This window comes from Pseudomonas sp. FW305-20 (assembly GCF_058788075.1).
On record NZ_JBYTAJ010000006.1, the window covers coordinates 42898 to 64553 of the forward strand.

A 21656-nucleotide genomic window follows, 5' to 3' on the forward strand; every position below is an offset into this window, starting at 1 on the left:
ACGGCCCGTCATTGTCGGGTTGTTCACACTGCGCCGATGGCGCAGGGGAGAAGTCGTTGTGGATCGTTCACCCTGGCACGCCGGCGAAAAACAATTGCAGGTTCATGTGGGCATTGCCGAGCGAATGGAGGTGCTCGGTCGTAAGGTGATTCGTCGCGAGATGCCGGATCAGCACCGCACGTTTTATGAGCAATTGCCGTTCATGCTGTACGGCGCGGTGGATGCCGACGGTAATCCCTGGGCCAGTATTCTTGAAGGGCCACCGGGTTTCGCTCACTCGCCAACGCCGGGTGCGCTGCAATTTAGCAGCCTGCCGGGGGCTGATGATCCGGCGCAATTAACGGACGGCTCGGCGATCGGCCTGCTGGGGATAGAACTGCACACCCGTCGCCGCAATCGTCTCAACGGCCGAGTCGGCGCGATGACGGCGAGCGGCTTCGATGTGGCGGTTGAACAGTCTTTCGGCAATTGCCCGCAATACATCCAATTGCGGCAGTTTCGCTCGGTGCCGTTGGCGGAGCCGTCGACTCGCATCGCGCAACACCTCAACGGGCTGGATGAAGCGGCCAAATCCCTGATCGCGGGAGCCGATACATTCTTTGTCGCCAGTTACGTGGACGTTGATGGCCAGCGCTCGGTGGACGTTTCCCACCGCGGCGGCCAGGCCGGTTTCGTACAGGTAGAAGGCAATCGCCTGACCATTCCGGATTTCGCCGGCAACCTGTTTTTCAACACCTTGGGCAACCTGCTGCTCAATCCCCGGGCCGGTTTGCTGTTTATCGATTTCAATTCGGGAGACCTGCTGCACCTCAGCGGCCGCACCGAAGTCATTCTTGAAGGGCCGCAGGTCGAGGCGTTTCAAGGGGCCGAGCGCTTGTGGACATTCGAGGTGGAACGCGTTGTGCGTCGGCCCGCCGCGCTTGCTCTGCGCTGGCGCTTCGACGGCGTGTCACCCACCAGTTTGCTCACCGGCACCTGGGAGCAGGCCAATGCCCGTCTGCAAGCCCAGGCGTTGGGCGATCGTTGGCGGCCGCTGCGGGTGGCGCGCATCAAAGAAGAAAGCCACAACATCCGCTCGATTTATCTGGAGCCTGCCGACGGCGCGGGGTTGCCAGTGTTTCAGGCCGGACAGCATTTGCCGCTGCGTTTCAACATTGCCGGCGAGGTGCACATCCGCACGTACAGCCTGTCGAGTGCGCCGTCCGATGATTTTTTCCGCATCAGTGTGAAGCGTGAAGGCTTGGTGTCTTCGCACCTGCATGAACAGGTGCGCGTCGGTGATCTGTTGGAGGCCCGTGCGCCTCAGGGGCATTTCACCGTGGCACCTGATGAGCGTCGGCCGCTGGTGTTGTTGGCTGCCGGTGTCGGCATCACGCCGTTGCTGTCGATGCTGCGCGAGGTGGTTTACCAGGGCCTGCGCACCCGCCGTATCCGGCCGACCTGGTTTTTCCAGAGTTCGAGCACGTTGGCCGATCAAGTGTTTCGTCCTGAGCTGGATCGTTTGCTCGAGGGCACAGGGGATGCGGTCAGGGTGTTGCGTCTGGTGAGTCAGCCGGAAGCCGGGGCCTTGGAGGGTGAGGATTTTGACCTGACAGGGCGGATCGACACCGGGCTGCTCAAGACCCTCCTTGAAGTGGAGGACTACGATCAGCTGGATTTTGTCCTATGCGGTCCGGGCAGTTTTACCCAAGGGCTGTACGACGGCCTGCGGGAGCTGCACATCCGTGATGCAAGGATTCACGCCGAAACCTTCGGCCCCTCGACCTTGCGCCGAGTGCCGGACCCCGACGCGGTGGTCATCGAGCAACCGCCCGCTGCTACCACCTCGGTGCCGGTGGTGTTTCAGCGCTCGGCTAAAGAGGCGCGCTGGCAACCGGACGGTGGCAGTTTGCTGGAGTTGGCGGAAAGCCGTGGATTGCGCCCGGAATTCAGCTGTCGCGGCGGTTCCTGCGGGACCTGCAAGACCCGGCTGATCAGCGGGCAGGTGAATTATCCACAGCCGCCAGCCGAAGTGCCGGACGACGGACAGGTGCTGATTTGCTGTGCGATTCCGGCGCAGGGATCGCAACCTTTGGTATTGGATATTTGATGATTCAGCACCGGTGATCATTGCCCGCAAGCCACTGGCTAAGTAGGGTAGCGAGCAGAGCGAAAAAGGGCCTTGAGAGGCCCTTTCTGCATTTCAGGGATAAGACTTTTGATGGTTTTTTTCATTCGCATGATCGGTTTGCTGGCGATGATGGCGATGCTCAGCGGTTGCGAACGACAGGACGCGCCACCGCTTGATCAGCAACTTTACGTCTGGCAACGGCAATGGACACCGGCCCACGAATCAGCGCTGAGGGACAGCCGCGCTGACTTTTCCACCCTGCGGGTGCTGGCCTTGCAGGCATTCCCCGAGGCGGGTTGGAGCCGGGCGCGGATTGACCCGGCGCTGCTCAAACGCGATGGGCGGCCACTGATCGCGGTGATTCGTCTTGATGGCCAACTCAAGTCGCTGGATCGGGACGTAGTCACCGCGCAGATCCGGCAAGTCCTCGGCGATTGGCAAGGGCAGGGGTTGAATCTCTCCGGCGTGGAAATCGACCACGATGCCGGTAATGCTCGTCTACCGGCCTACCGCGAATTTCTTATGCACCTGCGCGCAGTTCTGCCTGCCTCTCTGCCGTTGAGCATCACCGCATTGCCGGCCTGGCTTGCCAGCCCCGAGTTGCCGGCATTGTTATCCACAGTCGACAGCAGCGTGTTGCAGGTGCACGCGGTGAGCGATCCGCGTCTTGGTTTGTTCGACGCGGATCAGGCTAGGCAATGGACCAAGGCCTGGAGCCGCATCGCTGCCAAACCTTTCTATCTGGCGCTGCCGGCTTATGGCGTGGCGTTGTTTCCGGGAGAGGGCAGTGCGCCGGTAGTGGAAAGCGAAGTGCCGATAGAACGAGGCGGCAAGCGCCGGGAATTGCTGGCCGACCCGCAGCAACTGAGTCGGCTCGCGACCGAGTTGCGCAACGATCCGCCCGCTCATCTTGCAGGACTGATCTGGTTTCGTTTGCCGCTGGCGAGCGACCGCCGGGCCTGGAGCCTGACGACCCTGGGCGCCGTGGCGCGCGGCGATGCCCTCGACAGTCGACTGGCGTTGAAACTCTCGGTGCAGAACGATCTCTACGACATCAGCCTCAGCAATCAGGGCAACCTCGACAGCGCCTGGCCCGAACGCCTGACTCTCGCGGTGCAGGGCTGTGACGGTGCCGATGCGCTGGCCGGTTATGCATTGCAACAGCGGCCGGATCTGCTTACCTTCACCCGCCTGCGCGACGGTCGAATACCGGCGGGCGGGCAGCGCGCCATGGGTTGGGCTCGTTGCGCGCATATTGATCAAGGAGGTTCGAATGTTGACCCGTAACTGGCCCCGCCATCTGCTTTGCCTGAGCCTCAGCCTGCCGCTGGGTTCGGCACTGGCCTGTGGGCCGGATTTCCCGATGCGTCTGCTGGACAACCGCGGTCAGTCGCTGGCGGAACTGCCGGAAGGAAATTTCAGGTTTGAAATCAGTCGCCTCGGGCATGCGGTCGCCGGGCTGAAGAACGTCAGCGAAACTGCCTATAACATGGAGGCGCCCGACTACGCAGAACAGCGGGATAAGGCTGAGCAATCCGGTTTGACGGCTGAGCAGCAAGCGCGGGTGAAACAGTTGCGCAGCCTGACCGATGCGCAGGAGGTCGAGAGTCAGGGCGCGAGCCTTCCGCCGGAGCTCAAGCTCTATCTGGCCGGCGCTGTGGCATTCAATGCCGGCGATCATGGACTGGCCGCCGAGTACTTCCAAAAGGTGCTGGCACTGCCGGCGGATCAACGGGTGTTGCGCAGCACGTGGGCGGCTTATTCGCTAGGTCGGGCGCTGTTTGCCATGAGTTCCGAAGCGGACGCTGGCCCTGACGTGTTGGCTCAATCGGCAAAGGCCTTCGAGCAGGCCCGTCAACTGAGCATCGACGGCTTCAGTGACCCGCTGGAGCTGGGCGTCGCCAGCCTCGGCGAAGAAGCCCGCGTCGCCCGCACGGCCGGCGACTGGAACCGCGCTATCGAACTTTATGCCACGCAAAACCTGCAGGGTTCGGCGGTGGGTTACACCTCGCTGAAACTGCTGGTAGCCGACCTCGCGGCACTGCCGGAGGATCAACTGGCCGTGTTGCTCGAGGGCAAACCAGTGCAGCAACTGGTGACCGCGTCGTTGATCAGCCGACTGGGCTGGTCATTCGGTGATCAACCGCCGAACGAATTGAAACTGATCAAACTGCTGCAAAACAGCACCCGCGGCAGCCTCGATAACGCGGATCGCCTGGCGGCGGTGAATTATCAACAGGGTGATTACGCCAGCGCCAAGGCGTTCCTCGAACACGCCGGTGATGGCGGACTGGCGTGGTGGCTGCGGGCCAAACTGGCCGTGCGCGATGGCGATAAAAACGCGGCTGCCGCGGCATACGCCAAGGCTGCCCAGGCCTTCCCGCAGAATGAGTCGTGGGGCGAGCGGCGCACGCCAGACTGGGACTTCGAAACACTTCAGCCCAAGTGCCGGGTCGAGGGTGAAAGCGCGATCCTGGCGTTGCAACGCGGGGATTACCTGCAAGCGTTCGATCAGCTTTATCGCAGTAAGGATATCTACTGGTTCGACGCCGCCACGGTCGCCGAGCGGGTGTTGACCGTCGATGAGCTCAAGCAATACGTCGACACTCAAGTGCCGGCACCGCCCCCTCTGACTCAGCAGGATCGCGACAACTATGTGCAGTTACCGGTGGCGGCGAAACTGCGCAATTTGCTCGGGCGGCGCTTACTGCGCGAAGAGCGGTACGACGAGGCACCGGCGTACTTCGAGAACGTCGAGTTGCAACACAAGGCTACGTGGTACGGGCAGTGGCGCCACGACGCCGAATCCAAATGGTGGCCGACCAAACGGGCATTCGCTTATTACCAAGCAGCGACACTGGCGCGTTTCGACGGAATGGAGTTGTTGGGCTACGAGATGTCCCCGGATTACGCGACCTTCGGTGGTAATTACAGTCTCGAAAACAGCGAACTCAAGGTCGGTTCATTAGTGGCTGAAGGTGAAGTCAAACGTCAGCTGGCAAGCGCAGCCCTGCCCGATCAGCGCTACCACTATCGTTTTGTCGCCACCGCATTAGCCAGTCGCGCAGCGGACAATTTGCCGCATTCCAGTGCGGCCTTTGCGGCAGTGCTGTGTGATGCGGCGGGGTGGAACAGCAGCCTTGAAGAAGAAAGCGCCTTCTACCAACGCTATGTAAAAGAAGGGCCGTACGTGTATTGGGCAGTGAACTTCGGTCTCCATTGTCCCTATCCTGATTTCCAGAACGCTGACAAACGTTATGTAACCCAGGCATTGGACCCTGTTCGCTCGGCCTTGCGACCTTACAAAAAATGGCTGCAAGCGGGCGGCGTTGTTGTGTTCACAGCGGTAGCGCTGGTGCTGATCAATCGCCGCAAGCGCAAGGCGCTGGCGTAATCAAGCCTGTTGCACAAAGGTCAGCCGCACGGCGAAGCCGATCAACAAGCTGCCGAACAGCCACTGCTGCACGCGCTGGGCTGAAGGACTGCGTTGCAGCCAACGGCCCAGCGCTGCGCCGGTCAGTGCGTAAGCGCTGTCGAACAGCAAACCGACACCGACCAGCACTATCCCGAGGGTCGCAAATTGTGCGAGCACCGGTCCGGCGTGTGGATCGATGAACTGCGGCAGCAGCACGGAGCAGAACAGCAAGGCTTTGGGGTTGAGCAGGTTAGTCAGCAAACCGCGCTGGATCGCTGCGCGCCAGCGAGGTTTCTCGGTGGTGGCGTCTGCTCCGCTCAAATTCGGCAGCATGGTGGTTCGCAGGCATTGAATGCCGATCCACAGCAGATAGGCGGCCCCGGCCAGGCGTACCACGTCGAACGTCCAGGGCGCAGCCTTGAACAGTGCCGCCAACCCCAACGCTGCCAAGGCCACATGGCAACCGCGGGCAATGCCCAGACCCACCGCAGTGGCCAACGCCGCGCCTTTGCCCTGACGAGCGCCGGTCTGCAACAGCAGGATCATGTCCGGGCCCGGCAACAGATAGACCACCGCCAGCGCCATGAAAAACACCCAGAGTCCTGCCACGTTGCACCCCCTTCGTTGTCGATTCGGTACGGCCAGTCTATGGGCGAAGGGCGGGGCAGGTGGTTGCGTAGTTCGCTTCTAAAATGCTTGTGGTTGGCATAACCTGCCACTCAATTGCAGGAAAACCATCAGGATCTGCCAAATCATGAAACTCGACGCCTATGACCGCAAGATTCTCGCAGCCCTGCAACGGGACGGTCGCCTGAGCAATGTGCAACTGGCTGACGAGATCGGCCTGTCCGCCTCGCCTTGTTTGCGCCGGGTACGGATGCTTGAAGAAGCCGGGGTCATACGCGGTTACCAGGCCAATCTGGATCGCGACGAAGTGGGGCTTGGGCTGACGGTGTTTGTCGGGGTCAAGGTCGAACGGCACAACGATGAACAGGCCGAAGCCTTTCGCCTGGCCGTGACCGCGTTGCCCGAGGTGATTTCGGCTTTTCTGGTGTCAGGGGAATCGGATTTTCTGCTGCAAGTGGTGGTGCCGGATCTGCGCGCCTATGACCGTTTCCTCACGGGGCGGTTGCTGAAGTTGCCGGGCGTGAGCGACATCCGCAGCAACTTTGCGATTCATACCGTGAAGACGCCGGGGGCGTTGCCGCTGGAACATTTACCCGCGAACTAAGATCGTTCCCACGCTCTGCGTGGGAATGCCTCAACGGACGCTCCGCGTTCGGCTTCGGAAGGGACGCGGAGCGCCCCGGGCTGCATTCCCACGCAGAGCGTGGGAACGATCAGGGGCAACACCATTACATCTGCGTCGCCATCCCCTCCACATTCATCGCCGCCTGGCGCAAGGCCTCGGAGCGAGTCGGGTGTGGATGGCAGGTCAGGGCGATGTCTTCGGCAGAAGCGCTGAACTCCATGGCTACGCAATATTCGCCAATCATTTCACTGACGCTTGGACCCACCAGGTGCACGCCGAGAACTTCGTCGGTGCGCTCATCGGCCAGCACTTTGGCGAAGCCTTCGGTTTCGTGATTGATCTTGGCCCGACTGTTGGCGGTGAAGGGAAACTTGCCAACCTTGTAGGCGCGGCCTTCGGCCTTGAGCTGCTCTTCGGTCTTGCCGACGCTGGCCAGTTCGGGTTTGGTGTAGATCACGTTGGGGATCAGGTCGTAGTTGACCTCGGCCGCTTTGCCGACAATCTGCTCGATGCAGACCATGGCCTCGTCTTCGGCTTTATGGGCGAGCATCGGCCCGGACGTGACGTCGCCAATTACCCAGACACCAGCCGCTTCAGTGCGATGGCGCTTGTTGGCGAGCATGCCGCGTTTATCCGTGGCGAGGCCAACGTTTTCCAGCCCCAGGCCTTGGGTGTAAGGCCGGCGGCCGATGGATACCAGCACGTAATCCGCTTCAATCGTTTCGGCCGTGCCACCAGCCGCGGGCTCGACGCTGAGTTGAACGCCGGTGGCGGAGGTTGTGGCGCGGGTGACCTTGCAACTCAATTTGAATTCGATGCCCTGTTTGCTCAACGAACGTTGCAGGGTTTTGCCGGCTTCACTGTCCACACCGGGGCAGATCCGGTCGAGAAACTCGATTACCGTCACCTGAGCGCCCAGACGCCGCCACACCGAACCCAGCTCCAGACCGATCACTCCAGCGCCGATCACCACCAGATGCTTGGGCACTTCAGCCAGCGACAGTGCGCCCGTCGAATCGAGGATGCGTTTGTTGTCGATGTCTACGCCGGGCAGGGGAGTGGGCTCGGAGCCGGTGGCGATGATGATGTTCTTCGCGGTCAGTTCGGTCTTGCCGCCCTGGTTGTCGGTCACCGTGACTTTGCCGGGCCCGTCGATGTGGCCCCAGCCCCTGATCCAGTGGACTTTGTTTTTGCGAAACAGAAACTCGATGCCCTTGGTCAACCCGGCAACGCTTTCATCCTTTTGTTTCATCATCTGCGCGAGGTTGAGTGTGGGTTTGACTTCGATCCCCAGGTTGGCGAATTCCGCGCCCATGGCAGCGTCGTAGAGTTCGGAAGCATGCAGCAACGCTTTTGACGGCATGCACCCGACGTTCAGGCAGGTGCCGCCGAGCGTGGCGCGTCCTTCTATGCAGGCTGCTCTGAGGCCCAACTGACCGGCGCGGATCGCCGCGTTATAACCGCCGGGGCCTCCGCCCAGAATCACGACGTCATAGATGCTCATGGTGTACTCCTGGAGTGAATCGGATCGGAATGGGTAACCGTAGTTCCTGGATAAAATTACGAACGTAATATGTGCGTTGCGCGGCAGTTCGGTCAAGGCTTCAGCCAAGCGACAGGTTGAGAGCTTTTAGATGCAGCATTTAAGAACGGAAATTTCACGGCTTTCGTTATATCGTAACGAATTGCGATATGAGCAACGATAACTGGGGTGGTATGCAAGTCGATCTCGATGTCGATGGGACGCAAGTAGCCGGGCTGCCGCGTTTCCAGCAGGCGGTTTTTCAAGGGCGGCGATTGCGTCAGTTCGCAATCGGTCTCGGCGCTCTGGCGGCAATTGGTTGGTTGCTGGCGTTTTTTGTCGGGTTGTTTGCGCCACAGTCCCTGTGGCCCGCGTTGCTGGTCAATCAGAGCGCCGGTTTGCTGGTGCTGGTCGCCGGTTTGCAATCGGCCTGGTGGGTGACGCAGTGGCGTGCGCGGGCATTGAACCCAGTGGTGCAGGTTGTCGTTGCTGACGAAGTCGTTGCCCCGGTAGGTTGGTACGAACGGCTGCTGGATAGGCTCAGCCAGCGATGGTTGCGAATGCTGGTGCAGATCGGCGCGCCGACACTGTGGCTCGCGGGTTGGTCGCTGTTGACGTTGGTGAGCATAGAACAGGTATGGAACCTTGCACTGCCGCCGGCCGCACTGGGATTGTCGGCCAGTGTCGGTGCAGCGCTGTCCTTGTTGCTGGCTTTCGGTTTGTTGGTGTTGGAGCGACAACTGGCACAGGAAAACGCCGCCCAGTGGCCCGAAGCAGCGTCGCTGGCGCAGCTGACTCGAGTGGCGATCATTGGTCTGGTGCTCAGCGCTTTGTGCTTGTTGCTTGGGAGCGAAACCTCGGTCTGGCCGGTGCGTCTGGCGGTACTGATGGGTTTGCTACCAGGGTTGGTCGCCGCCGAGCTGCTGTTGCGCGCTTTGCTGTCATTGTTCAGCCCGCAGCGCGAACAACTCGAACCGGCGTTGCTGGCGCGCAGCTTCGTCGCCGACATGCTGCGCTGGCCGCCGCAACCCTTGTTGGCGTTGCAGCACGAATTGCACAACCGCTTCGGCATCGACCTGCGGCAGATCTGGGCTTTCACCTACATGCGTCGGGCATTTTTGCCGGTGCTGGCCGTGGTTTCGATAGTGGGCTGGTCACTCACCGGCATTCATGAAATCCCCATGCAAGGGCGAGGCATCTACGAGCGATTCGGCAAACCGGGGGAGGTGTTCGGTCCCGGTTTGCACGCAGGTTTGCCTTGGCCGTTGGGCCGAGTGTTGAGCGTCGAGAACGGTGTGGTCCATGAGTTGGCCACCAGTGTGGGCGACACACCGGCGCCGGTCGTGGCCGATCCCGCTGAAGGCCCGGCGCCCGCGATTGCCAATCGCTTGTGGGACGCGAGCCATGTGAATGACAAATCCCAGGTTATCGCCAGCAGTCGAGCCGACAAGCAGAGCTTCCAGATCGTCAACATGGACGTGCGTTTCGTCTACCGCATCGGCCTGAGCGATCAAGCGGCGTTGGCGGCGACCTACAACAGTGCCGATGTCCCGACGCTGATTCGCAGCACCGCCAGCCGGATTCTGGTCCACGATTTCGCCTCGCGTACCCTCGACGGTTTGCTCGGCGCGGACAGGGTCGGGCTCGCCGAAGAGATTGGCCGGGCGGTACAGGCTGACCTGCAAAAACTCGACAGCGGCGTGGAAATTCTCGCCACCGTGGTCGAGGCGATTCATCCGCCGGCCGGTGCCGCCAATGCTTATCACGGCGTCCAGGCTGCGCAGATTGGCGCCCAGGCATTGATTTCCCGCGAGCGTGGGGCGGCGGCGCAAGCCACCAACCAGGCGCAATTGCAGGCCAGCATCGCTCGCGATCAAGCGACGGCCAGCGCACGTGAAATCAACGCCACCGCCCAAGCGGCTGACTTGAAATTCAGTGCCGAGCAAAAAGCCTACGCCAGCGCCGGCCAGGCCTTCGTGCTGGAGCAGTACTTGAGTCAACTGTCCCAGGGCTTGGCCAATGCCAAATTGCTGGTGCTCGATCATCGCCTGGGCGGCAGCAGTAACGCGCCGACCATTGACCTCCGTACCTTCACGCTGCCGGCTGATCCGGCGCCGGCGCGTAAAACCGCTCAGCCAGGAGCTGCCAATTGAGCCAGTCGCACACTCACGATCACGATGACCACACTGGCCACGATCACGGTCATGGCGGACATCATCACGGCCATCACCACCACGGTGATCCCCAGGAAGCGGGCCCGTTCCCATGGCGGCGAATGGGCTGGGCAGCGTTGCTGGTGGCGTTCGCCATCGCGGCGGCGAGCCTGGTTCAAGTGCGTTCGGGGGAGGCCACGGTGATCACGCGTTTCGGTAATCCGTCGCGGGTATTGCTGGAACCAGGTCTTGGCTGGCGTTGGCCTGCTCCTTTTGAAGCGGCGATTCCTGTCGATCTGCGACTGCGCACGACTTCGAGTGGATTACAGGACGTCGGCACGCGGGACGGTTTGCGCATCATCGTTCAGGCTTATGTGGCCTGGCAGGTTCAGGGCGATCCGGACAACGTGCAACGTTTCATGCGCGCCGTACAGAATCAGCCGGACGAAGCCGCGCGGCAGATTCGCACGTTTGTGGGGTCGGCGCTGGAAACCACGGCCAGCAGTTTTGATCTGGCTAACCTGGTGAACACCGACGCCAACCAAGTACGCATCGCTGACTTTGAAGCGCAGTTGCGTCAGCAAATCGATCAGCAGCTGCTCACCACTTATGGCGTGCGGGTGCTGCAAGTCGGTATCGAACGTCTGACGTTGCCGTCGGTAACCCTCACTGCCACGGTTGATCGTATGCGTGCCGAGCGTGAAACAATCGCCACCGAACGCACGGCCATCGGCAAGCGCGAAGCGGCGCAAATCCGTTCTGCCGCCGAGCGTGATGCACGAATCGTACAAGCCGATGCGACGGTGAAAGCGGCCGATATCGAAGCGCAATCGCGCGTCGAAGCCGCACAAATTTATGGTCGCGCCTACGCTGGGTCTCCTCAGCTCTATAACCTGCTGCGCTCCCTCGACACACTAGGCACGATCGTCACGCCCGGCACAAAACTGATTCTGCGTACCGACGCCGCGCCGTTCCGGGTGTTGGTTGACGGTCCGCCGACCCTCGATAACAAGTCCGGGTCGCAGCCATGAAATTAGTTCCACGTGGAACAAACGAGTTAAGCAGTCCCTGGATTCAGGCGGGGCGATTGGCTTTTTTGGCTCTTTATGCCGTGACAGTGCTGGCCGCTTTGGTGTGGGCATTTTCCAATGTGCGGCAGATTGATCCGCAAAATCGCGCGGTGGTTTTGCACTTCGGCGCACTGGATCGCATCCAGAATGCTGGCCTGTTGTTGGCTTGGCCCCGTCCGTTTGAGCAGGTGATTTTGTTGCCCGCGGCGGATCGGGTGATGGAGCGTCGGGTGGAAAACCTGTTGCGCACCGATGCAGCATTGCAGGCAGACCGAGTGGCGAGTTTCGCCACACCGATCAGCGATGCACTCGCCGGCTCCGGATATCTGCTCACCGGTGACGCGGGCGTGGTGCAACTGGATGTGCGGGTTTTCTACAAAGTCACCGAGCCCTATGCCTTCGTCCTTCAAGGCGAACACGTGCTGCCGGCATTGGATCGATTGGTGACTCGCAGCGCGGTGACCCTCACTGCCGCACGAGATCTGGACACCATTCTGGTGGCGCGCCCAGAACTCATCGGCGCGGATAAACAGGCTGCCGAACGACGCGAACGTCTACGCGGTGATCTGGTGCAAGGCATCAATCGGCGCCTGGCTGACCTGACCGCGACCGGGCAGGGGTTAGGCATTGAAGTGGCACGAGTCGACGTGCAATCGAGTCTGCCGGGGCCCGCGGTCAACGCTTTCAACGCTGTTCTGACCGCCAGTCAACAAGCCGACAAAGCGGTGGCCAATGCTCGTACCGAAGCGGAGAAACTGACTCAGACCGCCAACGAACAAGCCGATCGCACGCTGCAAGTCGCTCACGCCCAAGCGAGCGAACGGCTGGCCAAAGCCTCGGCGGACACGGCCACGGTGTTGAGCCTGGCCAAGGCGCAACAACAAGGGACCGACCCGCAAATGCTGCTGCGCATCTATCGCGAGCGGATGCCGAAGATTCTCGGTCAAGCCGGTTCGGTGACCACGGTCAATCCGAAAGACGATTCCCGCCTGATCATTCAGGGAGCTGCACAATGACCACTCCAACCGCCGCCGCACCGAGCATGTTGTCCTCGGCTGAACAACGCAGCGCCGCCCGCCAGTTGACCTTGGCCATGCTCGCACTTGGCCTGCTCGCGCTCGGCCTGACCTGGCGCTGGTTGTCTCCGGAGCAGACGGGCGTCAGTCAATTGCTGCTGGGTTTTGCTTCGTTGTTGGTCGCCGTGCCCGTGATGCGTTCAGCCTGGTACAGCCTGCGTTATCCGAGCCTGCACGGGATCACCGATCAATTGATCGCCCTGGCCATGCTCGGGGCGTGGGCCACGGGTGATCTGCTGACCGCGGCGTTGCTGCCGATCATCATGATCTTCGGTCACGTGCTGGAAGAGCGCAGCGTGATCGGCTCGCAGGAGGCGATTCGCGCCCTCGGCAAACTGACGCGCAGCCACGCGCGCAAAGTTCAGGCCGATGGCTCTATCGTCGAAGTCGATAACGGCACACTCAAGGCGGGCGACCTGGTCGAGGTGCGCGCGGGTGATCGAGTGCCGGCGGATGGTCGGGTGTTGTCGGGTCAGGCGAGCCTGGACACCGCTTCGATTACTGGCGAATCGGTGCCGATGGAGGCGGGCGTCGGCATGCAAGTCTTCGGCGGCGCGATCAACCTCGACGGTCTGCTGCGCATCGAGGTGACTCGCACCGGCAATGAGTCGACCCTCGGCAAAGTCATCGCGCTGATGCAAAGTGCCGAGCGTTCCAAACCACCGATCACGCGTTTGCTGGAACGCTACGCCGGCAGCTACATGGTGCTGGTGTTGCTGCTGGCCGCCGTGACCTGGTTCGTCACTAACGATGCCCAGGCCATGCTCGCCGTGTTAGTGGCGGCCTGTCCTTGCGCGCTGGTGTTGTCGGCACCCGCCACGGCGATTGCCGGGGTGGCGGTGGCCGCTCGGCACGGGATTCTGATTCGCAGCTCCGCGTTCCTCGAAGAGTTGGCAGACCTGACGTCACTGGTGGTCGACAAGACCGGAACCCTGACCTTTGGCACCTTGCGTTTGCAATCCATCGACAGTCCGCTCGAGGATCGCAGTCACGTCCTTAAACTCGCTGCCAGCCTCGGTTCAGCCAGCAGTCATCCGGTCAGCCGCGCGCTCGCCGGGTTGGTCACCCAGGAACATTTCCTGCTGCTCTCCGACATCCACGAGCGTCAGGGGTTGGGCGTGGTGGCGATGACGGAGCAGGGCGAGGCGGCGCTCGGTCGTCCGGAATTGTTCGCGCAATTGGGTATCACCACTTCAAATGTCCCCGACCACGATGGCCCGATTGCCGGGCTGGCGCTCAACGGTGAATTCCTCGCCTGGCTGTTGCTGGCCGACAGCGTCAAACCCGAGGCGCGATTTGCCTTGAGCGAGCTACGTGAATTGGGGTTGGGCCGGCAGTTGCTGTTGACAGGTGATCGGCAAAGCGTCGCACACACCTTGGCGCGTAATGTCGGGATCAGCGACGTTGAAGCTCAAGCGTTGCCCGAGGACAAACTCAATCGCGTGCTGAAGGAAATCGGCAGCGGCTTCCGGCCGATGGTCGTGGGAGACGGGATCAACGATTCGCTGGCGCTCAAGGCCGGGGTGGTCGGCGTCGCCATGGGCGCGGGCGGGGCGGACATCGCGCTGGCCTCGGCCGACATCGTGCTGATCGGCAGCGACCTGCGTCGACTCGGCACGTGTGTGCGCTTGAGTCGCCAATGCCGGCACACCTTGCAGGTTAACGTGATCATCGGTCTGGGCTGGACGCTGGCGATTGTAGCCTTCGCCGCTTTCGGCTGGCTTGGCGCTGCGGGTGCGATGATTGCTGCGCTGTTGCACAATTTCAGCACGCTGCTGGTGTTGGGGAACGCCGGGCGTTTACTGCGTTTTCAGGAACCCTTGCTCAAGCTTGAGGATGAGGATTGAGGCCGCCGGGTGAATGCTCTAAATAGCGCGATCCCGGGCGGTTTGAAGTTTTCAGAACTGTACGACGAATTCGTAGTCATCTACGTGAGGGCAATCACTTTTGTGAATTCGCGACGGTGGGTTCGAGCGTTACGAATCATGGAAAAGGGCGATCAATTCGTTAGCCAGCTATTTTTCAAGGATGGTCTACCCTCACATCAGACGGTCTGAAACTAGAGGGACTCTCCATGCTCGCGCACCTTCCTCCGGCCTTACAGAATCTGCAGCTACCGTTACGCCTGCGACTCTGGGACGGCCATGAATTCAATCTGGGGCCGACGCCCAGCGTCACTATTGTGGTCAAGGACCCACAAATGGTTACCCAGTTCACTCACCCAAGCCTGGACGCGCTCGGAGCGGCGTTTGTCGAAGGTAAACTTGAGCTGGAAGGCTCCATCAGCGACGTGATTCGCGTCTGCGATGAATGGAGCCAGGCGCTGGTGAGCGAGGACGACGACAGTCAGCCGGTGCGCACCGTTCACGACAAGGAAACCGACGCCAAGGCGATTTCCTACCACTACGACCTTTCCAACGCGTTTTATCAGCTATGGCTCGACAGTGACATGGCGTATTCCTGCGCCTATTTCGAGACCGGCAGCGAAACCCTGGAGCAAGCACAGCAAGCCAAATTCCGCCACCTGTGCCGCAAGCTGCGGCTGCAACCGGGGGAATATCTGCTGGATGTCGGCTGCGGTTGGGGCGGGCTGGCACGCTATGCCGCCCGGGAGTTTGGCGCGAAGGTATTCGGGATCACGCTCAGTAAAGCGCAACTGGAACTCGCCCGTGAACGGGTGACCGAAGAAGGCCTGGACGACCAAATCGAACTGCAACTGTTGGACTACCGTGACCTGCCTCAGGACGGGCGCTTCGACAAAGTGGTCAGTGTCGGCATGTTCGAACACGTCGGCCACGCCAATCTGGCCGAGTACTGCAAGACCTTGTTCGGTGCGGTGAAGGAGGGTGGCCTGGTGATGAACCACGGGATCACCGCCAAACACATCGACGGCCGTCCGGTGGGGCGCGGTGCCGGCGAATTCATCGAGAAGTATGTGTTCCCCAATGGCGAGCTGCCGCATCTGTCGATGATCTCTGCCGAGATCAGCGAAGCAGGGCTGGAGATTGTTGACGTCGAAAGTCTGCGCCTGCATTACGCGCGTACGCTGGACCATTGGAGCGAACGCCTGGAAGACAATCTGGAAGCGGCTTCCAGGCTGGTGCCAGAGCAGGCGTTGCGGATCTGGCGGCTGTACCTGGCGGGATGCGCCTACGCCTTCGCCAAGGGCTGGATCAATCTGCACCAGATTCTCGCGGTAAAAACCCACCCCGATGGCAGCCATGAACTGCCATGGACGCGAGACGATATCTACAACCCTTAGAGGATCGGTGAAATAAGCCGGGCGACCCGCATGCCGATTTGTTGCAGGCGGCGGGTCTCCCGGCTTTCTTCTTTGGCAATCTCGTGAGCCTGGGCGAAGTCATCGTTGAGCATCTGTTCTACTTCGGCGGCAAAGGCGCTGTCGACCGTCAACAACATCACTTCAAAATTCAGCCGGAACGAGCGGTTGTCCAGATTGGCACTGCCAATGGCGCTGATTTCGCTGTCGATCAACACCACTTTCTGATGCAGGAAGCCCGGCTCGTAGCGGAACACCCGCACACCGGCGCGCACGGCTTCGAAGGCATAAAGGCTGGAAGCGGCGTAGACGATTCGGTGGTCCGGTCGTGAGGGCAGGAGCAATCGCACATCGACACCGCGCAGAACAGCCAGCCGCAACGCAGCGAACACAGCTTCGTCAGGGATGAAATAGGGGCTGGTGATCCACACCCGTTCGGTGGCGGCGTGGATGGCTTCGACGAAGAATAACGAACAGGTTTCGTAGGAATCCGCCGGCCCGCTGGCGAGCAATTGGCAGAGCACGCCATCGTCCGGGTAAACGTCCGGCAGGATCAGCGGCGGCAATGAGCGGGCAGCCCAAAACCAGTCTTCGGCAAAAGATTCCTGCATGCAGGCCACCACTGGCCCGCGGACTTGCACATGGGTATCGCGCCACGGTGCCAGCGGAGGTTTCTCGCCCATGTATTCGTCGCCGACGTTGTGCCCACCGACGAAACCCAGAACGCCATCGACCACCACAATTTTGCGGTGGTTGCGGAAGTTGACCTGAAAACGATTGAGCCAGCCACTGCGGGTGGCAAAGGCTTTGACTTCGACGCCGGCATCGCGCAGTGGCTGCACGTAACTGTGAGGCAGGGAATGGCTGCCGATGCGGTCGTACAACAAATAAACCGCCACGCCTTCGGCGGCTTTCTTCAGCAGCAAGGTTTGCAGGCGTTGCCCGAGGCGATCGTCGTGGATGATGAAAAACTGAATCAGTACCGCTTCCTTCGCGTTGCTGATGGCTTCAAATATGGCGTTGAAGGTGGCCTGGCCATCGATCAACAAACGCACTTCGTTGTTCGCCAGGCACGGCATCCGTCCCAGTTTCGGCATGGCCCTCAAGGACGCGTAGGCACTTGAGGCGCGAGCGGTCAGCGCCTCTTCTACCCAAGGACGCCAGTTGAGTTCGGAGATCGCCTTGCGCATTTCTTCGTTGGCCTGGCGCCGGGCCTTGATGTAGCCATCGAAGGTGCTGCGGCCGAAGACCAGATAGGGGATGAGCGTGAGGTAGGGAATAAACACCAACGACAGGGCCCAGGCGATTGATCCCTGGGCGGTCCGGACGGTGAGCACGGCGTGGAGGGCAGCGACCAGGCCCAGCGTGTGAAGCAGTGCAATCATGTAGCCGAAAATATGCGGTCCAAAGTAATCCATGGGGCATGCCTTGCTCCTGAAGATTCAATGCTTAACAGACCATGTTCCGTGCAGAATGTCGCTATTTAATTGGCCCATGAACCGAAGCCACTGGCTGACGTCTAACGGCCACAACTGATCAGGAGTTACTCGATGAACGTTCGTCTGCTGGGTTTGGCCATGGCTGTTGGTTTGTCACTTCCTGTGGCCGCTCAGGCGCAGATGTTGCAGCCCGGTTTGTGGGAAATGACCACAAGCAACATGAAGGTCGATGACCAGAACCTCCCGGATTTGCAGCTGATCCTTGGCCAGATACAGAGCCAGATGACCCCTCAGCAGCGCGCGCAGCTCGAAAAACAGGGCATCACCATGGGCGGTAAAGGGATTCGGGCGTGCTTGACGCCGGAACAGGTAAAGACCGACGACATTCCGCTGACCGATCCGCAGTCGGGCTGCAAGCAGGAAATCACCGACCGCACCGGCAATCAGTGGAAATTCCGCTTCAGCTGTCCGAAAGCACAGGGCGCTGGTGTCGCCACTTTCCTCAGTGATCGTGAGTTCACCACCAAGGTTAACGGCACGTTCAACGCTACCGGTATTCAGCAGAAGGGTAGCCTCGAAAGCCGCGCCGTGTGGTTGGGGCAGGATTGCGGGACCGTCAAGCCGAGAGCTTAAAAACTCGTCAGCAGGCCCGCGCCCTACGCGACCGTGTGGGAGCGGGCCTGATTCAACCACTCACACACCGTCTCAACGCTCATCCTTCCGAAATCCTCTCCAGCGCGACTGCGCACACTGACAAACCTGCCTTCTTTTTCTTTCTCCCCGATCACCAGCAGATACGGCACGTGCCGACTGTGCTCGCGAATTTTTTGGCGGACTTTCTCGTGACGCAGGTCCGCACGGGCGCGCACGCCACTTCTGCGCAATGCCTCGGTTACCGACTGCGCGTAATCCGCCTGACGTTGGTCCATGCTGACGATCATGACGTGTGGCGGTGTCCGCCAGTTATCAAGCTCTTGTTGGCAGGACCAGCACGTACCGTAAATCCGTTGCGGCAACGTACTGCTGATGTGATCGAGGGTGAACGCTTGCAGCACTCTGGTCGCGGGAACATGCGGGTCGGCAGTCGTAGATTCGACGTTCCCCAGGCGGTACAGCGGCGTCTTTTCTTGACGGCGAATCGAGTGATTGGTCGCCGCCAGCGTCTGCATACGGGCTTCGATTAGTGGCAGGTCTGTTCGCGTTAAGGGTTGCTCGGCAGATAACTCATGAAAGAACCCGTCGCCCAGCGCCGTTCCTGCGTGCAATTGCACCTGGGGATGGAGTTGTTTCACGGCCATGGCCAGCATCAGTACACAGGAGCGTCGCAGGATCTCCAGCCCGTCGGGCTCTTGAGGCGTGACGATGCTGACCCGGGCATCGGCTTCGATCATGTATTCACAGTCCACCAGGATGCCGTCTACCCGGCCGGCCACCGCCGCTTTCGCCAGTCCCGGTCCGATACTTGCGGCGAGCTCGTACACCGACAGTGGCTGGTCGTATTCACGCAATGAACCATCGCTCAGGGTGATGTGAATCATGTCGGTGCTCCCGAGTGCTAGCGCATAAACCGTAGTGGTAAACCCTGACAGTTGTCATTAAGACGTTGGTCGTGCCAGGCAATTTGCCCCGACACAATCGTGGTGCTGACGCTGTGGCGAAAACGCCGTCGGGCAAAAGGTGTCCAGCCGCATTGAGACAGGATCGGCTGCTGGGAAACGGCGACGCCGCCGGGTTCGGGTTTGATCATAACGAGGTCAGCCCAATAGCCTTCGCGCAGATAACCGCGGTCGGGAATGGCGAACAGATCGGCAACCCGGTGACTGGTTTTTGCGACGAGCGTAGTGATCGGCACAATCGCATCCGCGACCAATTCCAGCAGTGCGGGCAGGGCGTGCTGCACCAATGGCAAACCGGAAGGCGCCTGGCTGTACGGCCTCTGTTTTTCAGCCCAGGTGTGAGGCGCGTGATCGCTGCCTATCACGTCGAGGCGATGGCTCAGCAGTGCTTCACGCAAGGCATCGCGGTCGGCCTGGGTTTTGATCGCCGGGTTGCACTTGATCAGGTTGCCGAGGCTCGGGTAATCCCGATCATCGAACAACAAGTGGTGCAGGCAGACTTCGGCGGTGATGCGTTTCTGGGCCAGCGGCTTGTCTTCAAACAATGCCAGTTCGCGGGCAGTGGTCAGGTGCAGAACGTGCAGTCGGGTGCCGTGACGCCTGGCCAGGTCTACCGCCATTGAGGAGGAGCGAAAGCAGGCCTCGGCGTTACGGATCAGCGGGTGGGCCGCCGCTGGAAGGTGTTCGCCGAACAAGTCACGCAGGTTCGCGGCATTGGCGTCGATGCTGGGCGTGTGTTCGCAGTGGGCCAACAAAAGGGTCGGGACCTCGGCGAATAATCGCTCGAGAATCTGTGGGTCATCGACCAGCATGTTGCCGGTGGAGGCGCCCATGAACACTTTGACGCCCGCTACTTCACAAGGATTGAGCCTGGCGACGGTGTCGAGATTGTCGTTGCTCACGCCGAAATGAAAGCCGTAATTGGCGACGGAGTTAGTTGCCGCTCGGCGCTTTTTGTCGGCAAGTGCGCTGAGGGTCAGAGTCGCCGGATGGGTGTTGGGCATGTCCATGAAGCTGGTGATGCCACCGGCCACCGCAGCCCGGGATTCGCTGTAGAAGCTGCCCTTGTCCGGCGAGCCTGGATCGCGGAAATGCACTTGGTCGTCGATCATTCCGGGCAGCAGCCATTGCCCTTGTGCATCGATTTCCACGTCGGCGTTTTCGCCGTGGATGCTGCTGGCGATCTTCACGATTCGCCCGTTGCTGACCAACAGATCACCGTCAAACTCCCGGCCTTCGTTCACCAGCCGGGCATTGCGAATCAGCACACTGCTCATGGTCAGAACTCGTTCTGCAGGGCTTTGTAGCCGCGCACCAGATCGACGTTGGTACGCGCCACGTCCTCGGAGAACTCCGAGGCGCTGACGCTCACCGGTGGGAACTGCGACAGATCTGTCTTCGGGCCGATGCGGGTGGTGGAGGGCACATAGAAATCTTCGGGCAAGTCGCGACCGTCGACCACCGAGTTGTGCCGCACCACGCAACCGTCACCCACTACGCAGTTGAACAGCACGCTGTTGAACCCGATAAACACCCGGTCGCCAACCTTGCACGGACCATGAACGATCGAGCGGTGGGCAATGGAACTGAATTCGCCGATGGTCACTGCCGCCCCGGACTTGGAGTGGATCACCACGCCATCCTGGATGTTCGAGTTGGCGCCGATGGTGATCGGCTCCATCTCGCCCGAGGCATCCACTTCGTCGGCCCGAATCACCGCGTAAGGGCCGACGAAGACGTTCTCACCGATTACCACTTTGCCGCAGATGATGGCGGTTTTATCCACGTAGGCAGATTCCGCGATCACCGGCAAATCACCGGAAGGATTCTTGCGGATCATGGCTTGCTCAGCGCGTTGTACAGGATGTTGAGGTTGTACTCGAACAACCCGATGAAGGTGCTGGCCGGACCGGTCGCCGCGAGCGCATCGGAGTACAACGTGCCACCGATGTGCGCGCCGCTTTCATCGGCAATCTGCTTGAGCAGGCGGGCATCCTTGATGTTTTCCATGAACACCGCTTTGACCTTGGCCTGGCGAATCTGGGTGATCAGTGCAGCGACTTCGGCGGCTGACGGTTCACGTTCAGTGGACAGGCCTTGAGGCGCCATGAAGTCGATACCGTAAGCCTGACCGAGGTAACCGAAGGCGTCATGGGACGTCACGATTTTGCGATTGCCCGGTGGCAGCGAGCCGAGTTTGGCCTTGGCTTCGGCAAGCAGCGCGTAGACCTTTTTCAGGTAAGCCTGGCTGTTGCGTTCGTAGTCGGCTTTATTCGTCGGGTCGGCGGCGATCAGCGCCTTGGTGATGTTGCTGATGTACAGCTCAGCGTTCGCCAGGTTGTGCCAAGCGTGCGGGTCGGGAATCGTCTCGCCATCTTCATCCAGGGCGCGCGGGATGACGCCGCGGCTCGCGCTGATCACTGGCGCTTGGGTCTCGGTGCTGGTCACCAGGCGGTCCAGCCATGGCTCGAAACCCAAGCCGTTTTTGATGATGAGTTTGGCTTTGAGCAACGCCTTGGCGTCGTCCGGTGTCGGCTCGTACGTGTGAGCATCGGCATCAGGGCCGACCATGTTGGTGATCTGGATATGGTCGCCGCCGACTTGGTGGGTCATGTCGGCGAGGATGCTGAAACTGGTGACTACCTGAAGTTTTTCCGCCGCAGACAACGACATCGACAGCAGCAAACTGAACAGCACGAGTAAAGCGCGCATCGGGTAACACC

At 60.7% G+C, this 21656-nt stretch carries 17 protein-coding genes; 10 read left to right on the forward strand and 7 right to left on the reverse strand.

Annotation, left to right across the window (positions count from 1 at the left end; all coding sequences use genetic code 11):
- Positions 1–58: 58 nt before the first annotated feature.
- The 3 genes from AC3WP4_RS07200 to AC3WP4_RS07210 all read left to right on the forward strand — a co-directional run bounded on the left by AC3WP4_RS07200 (position 59) and on the right by AC3WP4_RS07210 (position 5504).
- Positions 59–2089 carry a pyridoxamine 5'-phosphate oxidase family protein gene (locus tag AC3WP4_RS07200; RefSeq protein ID WP_102614491.1) on the forward strand — a complete coding sequence of 677 codons (2031 nt, stop codon included), beginning with the start codon at positions 59–61 and terminating at the stop codon, positions 2087–2089.
- A 111-nt stretch (positions 2090–2200) separates the two neighbouring features.
- Positions 2201–3397: a DUF3142 domain-containing protein gene (locus AC3WP4_RS07205; protein WP_102614492.1), complete on the forward strand. Its 1197-nt coding sequence runs from the start codon at positions 2201–2203 to the stop codon at positions 3395–3397.
- Entirely contained in the window at positions 3384–5504 is a 2121-nt protein-coding gene (locus tag AC3WP4_RS07210) for a hypothetical protein (RefSeq protein ID WP_074872189.1), read from the forward strand. The genes AC3WP4_RS07205 and AC3WP4_RS07210 overlap by 14 nt, the downstream gene beginning before the upstream one ends.
- On the opposite strand, the gene AC3WP4_RS07215 is transcribed toward AC3WP4_RS07210, so the two are convergent.
- The gene (locus AC3WP4_RS07215) at positions 5505–6134 is read right to left on the reverse strand and encodes a LysE family translocator (RefSeq protein ID WP_102614493.1); all 630 of its coding nucleotides are present in this window, start codon (positions 6132–6134) and stop codon (positions 5505–5507) included.
- Positions 6135–6279: 145 nt separating this feature from the next.
- Between AC3WP4_RS07215 and AC3WP4_RS07220 the strand changes: the two genes are divergently transcribed.
- The gene (locus tag AC3WP4_RS07220; protein WP_074872185.1) at positions 6280–6756 is read left to right on the forward strand and encodes an Lrp/AsnC family transcriptional regulator; all 477 of its coding nucleotides are present in this window, start codon (positions 6280–6282) and stop codon (positions 6754–6756) included.
- 124 nt (positions 6757–6880) lie between these two features.
- Here AC3WP4_RS07220 and lpdA read toward each other — a convergent pair whose 3' ends face one another.
- Positions 6881–8281 carry a dihydrolipoyl dehydrogenase gene (gene lpdA / locus AC3WP4_RS07225; protein WP_102614494.1) on the reverse strand — a complete coding sequence of 467 codons (1401 nt, stop codon included), beginning with the start codon at positions 8279–8281 and terminating at the stop codon, positions 6881–6883.
- Positions 8282–8493: 212 nt separating this feature from the next.
- Between lpdA and hflK (AC3WP4_RS07230) the strand changes: the two genes are divergently transcribed.
- The 5 genes from hflK (AC3WP4_RS07230) (at position 8494) to cfaB (ending at position 15860) form a co-directional block, all read left to right on the forward strand.
- Positions 8494–10452 carry a protease modulator HflK gene (gene hflK, locus AC3WP4_RS07230; protein WP_102614573.1) on the forward strand — a complete coding sequence of 653 codons (1959 nt, stop codon included), beginning with the start codon at positions 8494–8496 and terminating at the stop codon, positions 10450–10452.
- Positions 10449–11483, forward strand: coding sequence for a protease modulator HflC (gene hflC / locus AC3WP4_RS07235; protein WP_074872182.1), 1035 nt, complete (start codon positions 10449–10451; stop codon positions 11481–11483). The genes hflK (AC3WP4_RS07230) and hflC overlap by 4 nt, the downstream gene beginning before the upstream one ends.
- Positions 11480–12538: a protease modulator HflK gene (gene hflK / locus AC3WP4_RS07240; protein WP_074872180.1), complete on the forward strand. Its 1059-nt coding sequence runs from the start codon at positions 11480–11482 to the stop codon at positions 12536–12538. Before hflC ends, hflK (AC3WP4_RS07240) begins: the two co-directional genes overlap by 4 nt.
- Positions 12535–14445 (forward strand): cation-translocating P-type ATPase, encoded by a 1911-nt coding sequence (locus AC3WP4_RS07245; protein WP_102614495.1) that lies wholly within the window; start codon positions 12535–12537, stop codon positions 14443–14445. Before hflK (AC3WP4_RS07240) ends, AC3WP4_RS07245 begins: the two co-directional genes overlap by 4 nt.
- A gap of 227 nt (positions 14446–14672) precedes the next feature.
- A complete protein-coding gene (gene cfaB / locus AC3WP4_RS07250; protein ID WP_102614496.1) occupies positions 14673–15860 on the forward strand; it encodes a C17 cyclopropane fatty acid synthase CfaB in 1188 nt (395 codons plus the stop codon).
- Here the strand turns inward: cfaB and cls are convergent.
- Positions 15857–17296, reverse strand: coding sequence for a cardiolipin synthase (cls, locus tag AC3WP4_RS07255; protein ID WP_074872173.1), 1440 nt, complete (start codon positions 17294–17296; stop codon positions 15857–15859). The two genes, cfaB and cls, sit on opposite strands and share 4 nt — an antisense overlap.
- Positions 17297–17428: 132 nt before the next feature.
- Here cls and AC3WP4_RS07260 point away from each other — a divergent pair, with 132 nt between their 5' ends.
- Positions 17429–17950, forward strand: coding sequence for a DUF3617 domain-containing protein (locus AC3WP4_RS07260; protein ID WP_074872171.1), 522 nt, complete (start codon positions 17429–17431; stop codon positions 17948–17950).
- A 23-nt stretch (positions 17951–17973) separates the two neighbouring features.
- Here the strand turns inward: AC3WP4_RS07260 and AC3WP4_RS07265 are convergent, their stop codons facing one another.
- Genes AC3WP4_RS07265 through AC3WP4_RS07280 form a run of 4 tightly spaced genes read right to left on the reverse strand, consistent with a single transcriptional unit; the run spans position 17974 to position 21645 of the window.
- A complete protein-coding gene (locus AC3WP4_RS07265) occupies positions 17974–18855 on the reverse strand; it encodes a His/Gly/Thr/Pro-type tRNA ligase C-terminal domain-containing protein (RefSeq protein WP_102614497.1) in 882 nt (293 codons plus the stop codon).
- A gap of 17 nt (positions 18856–18872) precedes the next feature.
- Positions 18873–20210: a dihydroorotase gene (locus tag AC3WP4_RS07270; protein WP_102614498.1), complete on the reverse strand. Its 1338-nt coding sequence runs from the start codon at positions 20208–20210 to the stop codon at positions 18873–18875.
- Between the two features lie 2 nt (positions 20211–20212).
- Positions 20213–20773 (reverse strand): gamma carbonic anhydrase family protein, encoded by a 561-nt coding sequence (locus AC3WP4_RS07275; protein ID WP_046044954.1) that lies wholly within the window; start codon positions 20771–20773, stop codon positions 20213–20215.
- Positions 20770–21645: a metal ABC transporter substrate-binding protein gene (locus AC3WP4_RS07280; protein WP_102614499.1), complete on the reverse strand. Its 876-nt coding sequence runs from the start codon at positions 21643–21645 to the stop codon at positions 20770–20772. Before AC3WP4_RS07280 ends, AC3WP4_RS07275 begins: the two co-directional genes overlap by 4 nt.
- Between the last annotated feature and the right edge of the window lie 11 nt (positions 21646–21656).

Bases quoted from the DNA above. Each gene is read 5' to 3' on its own strand.
- AC3WP4_RS07205 (WP_102614492.1), top strand. From the start codon at position 2,201: ATGGTTTTTTTCATTCGCATGATCGGTTTGCTGGCGATGATGGCGATG.
- AC3WP4_RS07210 (WP_074872189.1), top strand. From the start codon at position 3,384: ATGTTGACCCGTAACTGGCCCCGCCATCTGCTTTGCCTGAGCCTCAGC.
- AC3WP4_RS07220 (WP_074872185.1), top strand. From the start codon at position 6,280: ATGAAACTCGACGCCTATGACCGCAAGATTCTCGCAGCCCTGCAACGG.
- lpdA (WP_102614494.1), bottom strand. From the start codon at position 8,281: ATGAGCATCTATGACGTCGTGATTCTGGGCGGAGGCCCCGGCGGTTAT.
- hflK (WP_102614573.1), top strand. From the start codon at position 8,494: ATGCAAGTCGATCTCGATGTCGATGGGACGCAAGTAGCCGGGCTGCCG.
- hflK (WP_074872180.1), top strand. From the start codon at position 11,480: ATGAAATTAGTTCCACGTGGAACAAACGAGTTAAGCAGTCCCTGGATT.
- AC3WP4_RS07245 (WP_102614495.1), top strand. From the start codon at position 12,535: ATGACCACTCCAACCGCCGCCGCACCGAGCATGTTGTCCTCGGCTGAA.
- cfaB (WP_102614496.1), top strand. From the start codon at position 14,673: ATGCTCGCGCACCTTCCTCCGGCCTTACAGAATCTGCAGCTACCGTTA.
- cls (WP_074872173.1), bottom strand. From the start codon at position 17,296: ATGGATTACTTTGGACCGCATATTTTCGGCTACATGATTGCACTGCTT.
- AC3WP4_RS07260 (WP_074872171.1), top strand. From the start codon at position 17,429: ATGAACGTTCGTCTGCTGGGTTTGGCCATGGCTGTTGGTTTGTCACTT.
- AC3WP4_RS07265 (WP_102614497.1), bottom strand. From the start codon at position 18,855: ATGATTCACATCACCCTGAGCGATGGTTCATTGCGTGAATACGACCAG.
- AC3WP4_RS07270 (WP_102614498.1), bottom strand. From the start codon at position 20,210: ATGAGCAGTGTGCTGATTCGCAATGCCCGGCTGGTGAACGAAGGCCGG.
- AC3WP4_RS07275 (WP_046044954.1), bottom strand. From the start codon at position 20,773: ATGATCCGCAAGAATCCTTCCGGTGATTTGCCGGTGATCGCGGAATCT.
- AC3WP4_RS07280 (WP_102614499.1), bottom strand. From the start codon at position 21,645: ATGCGCGCTTTACTCGTGCTGTTCAGTTTGCTGCTGTCGATGTCGTTG.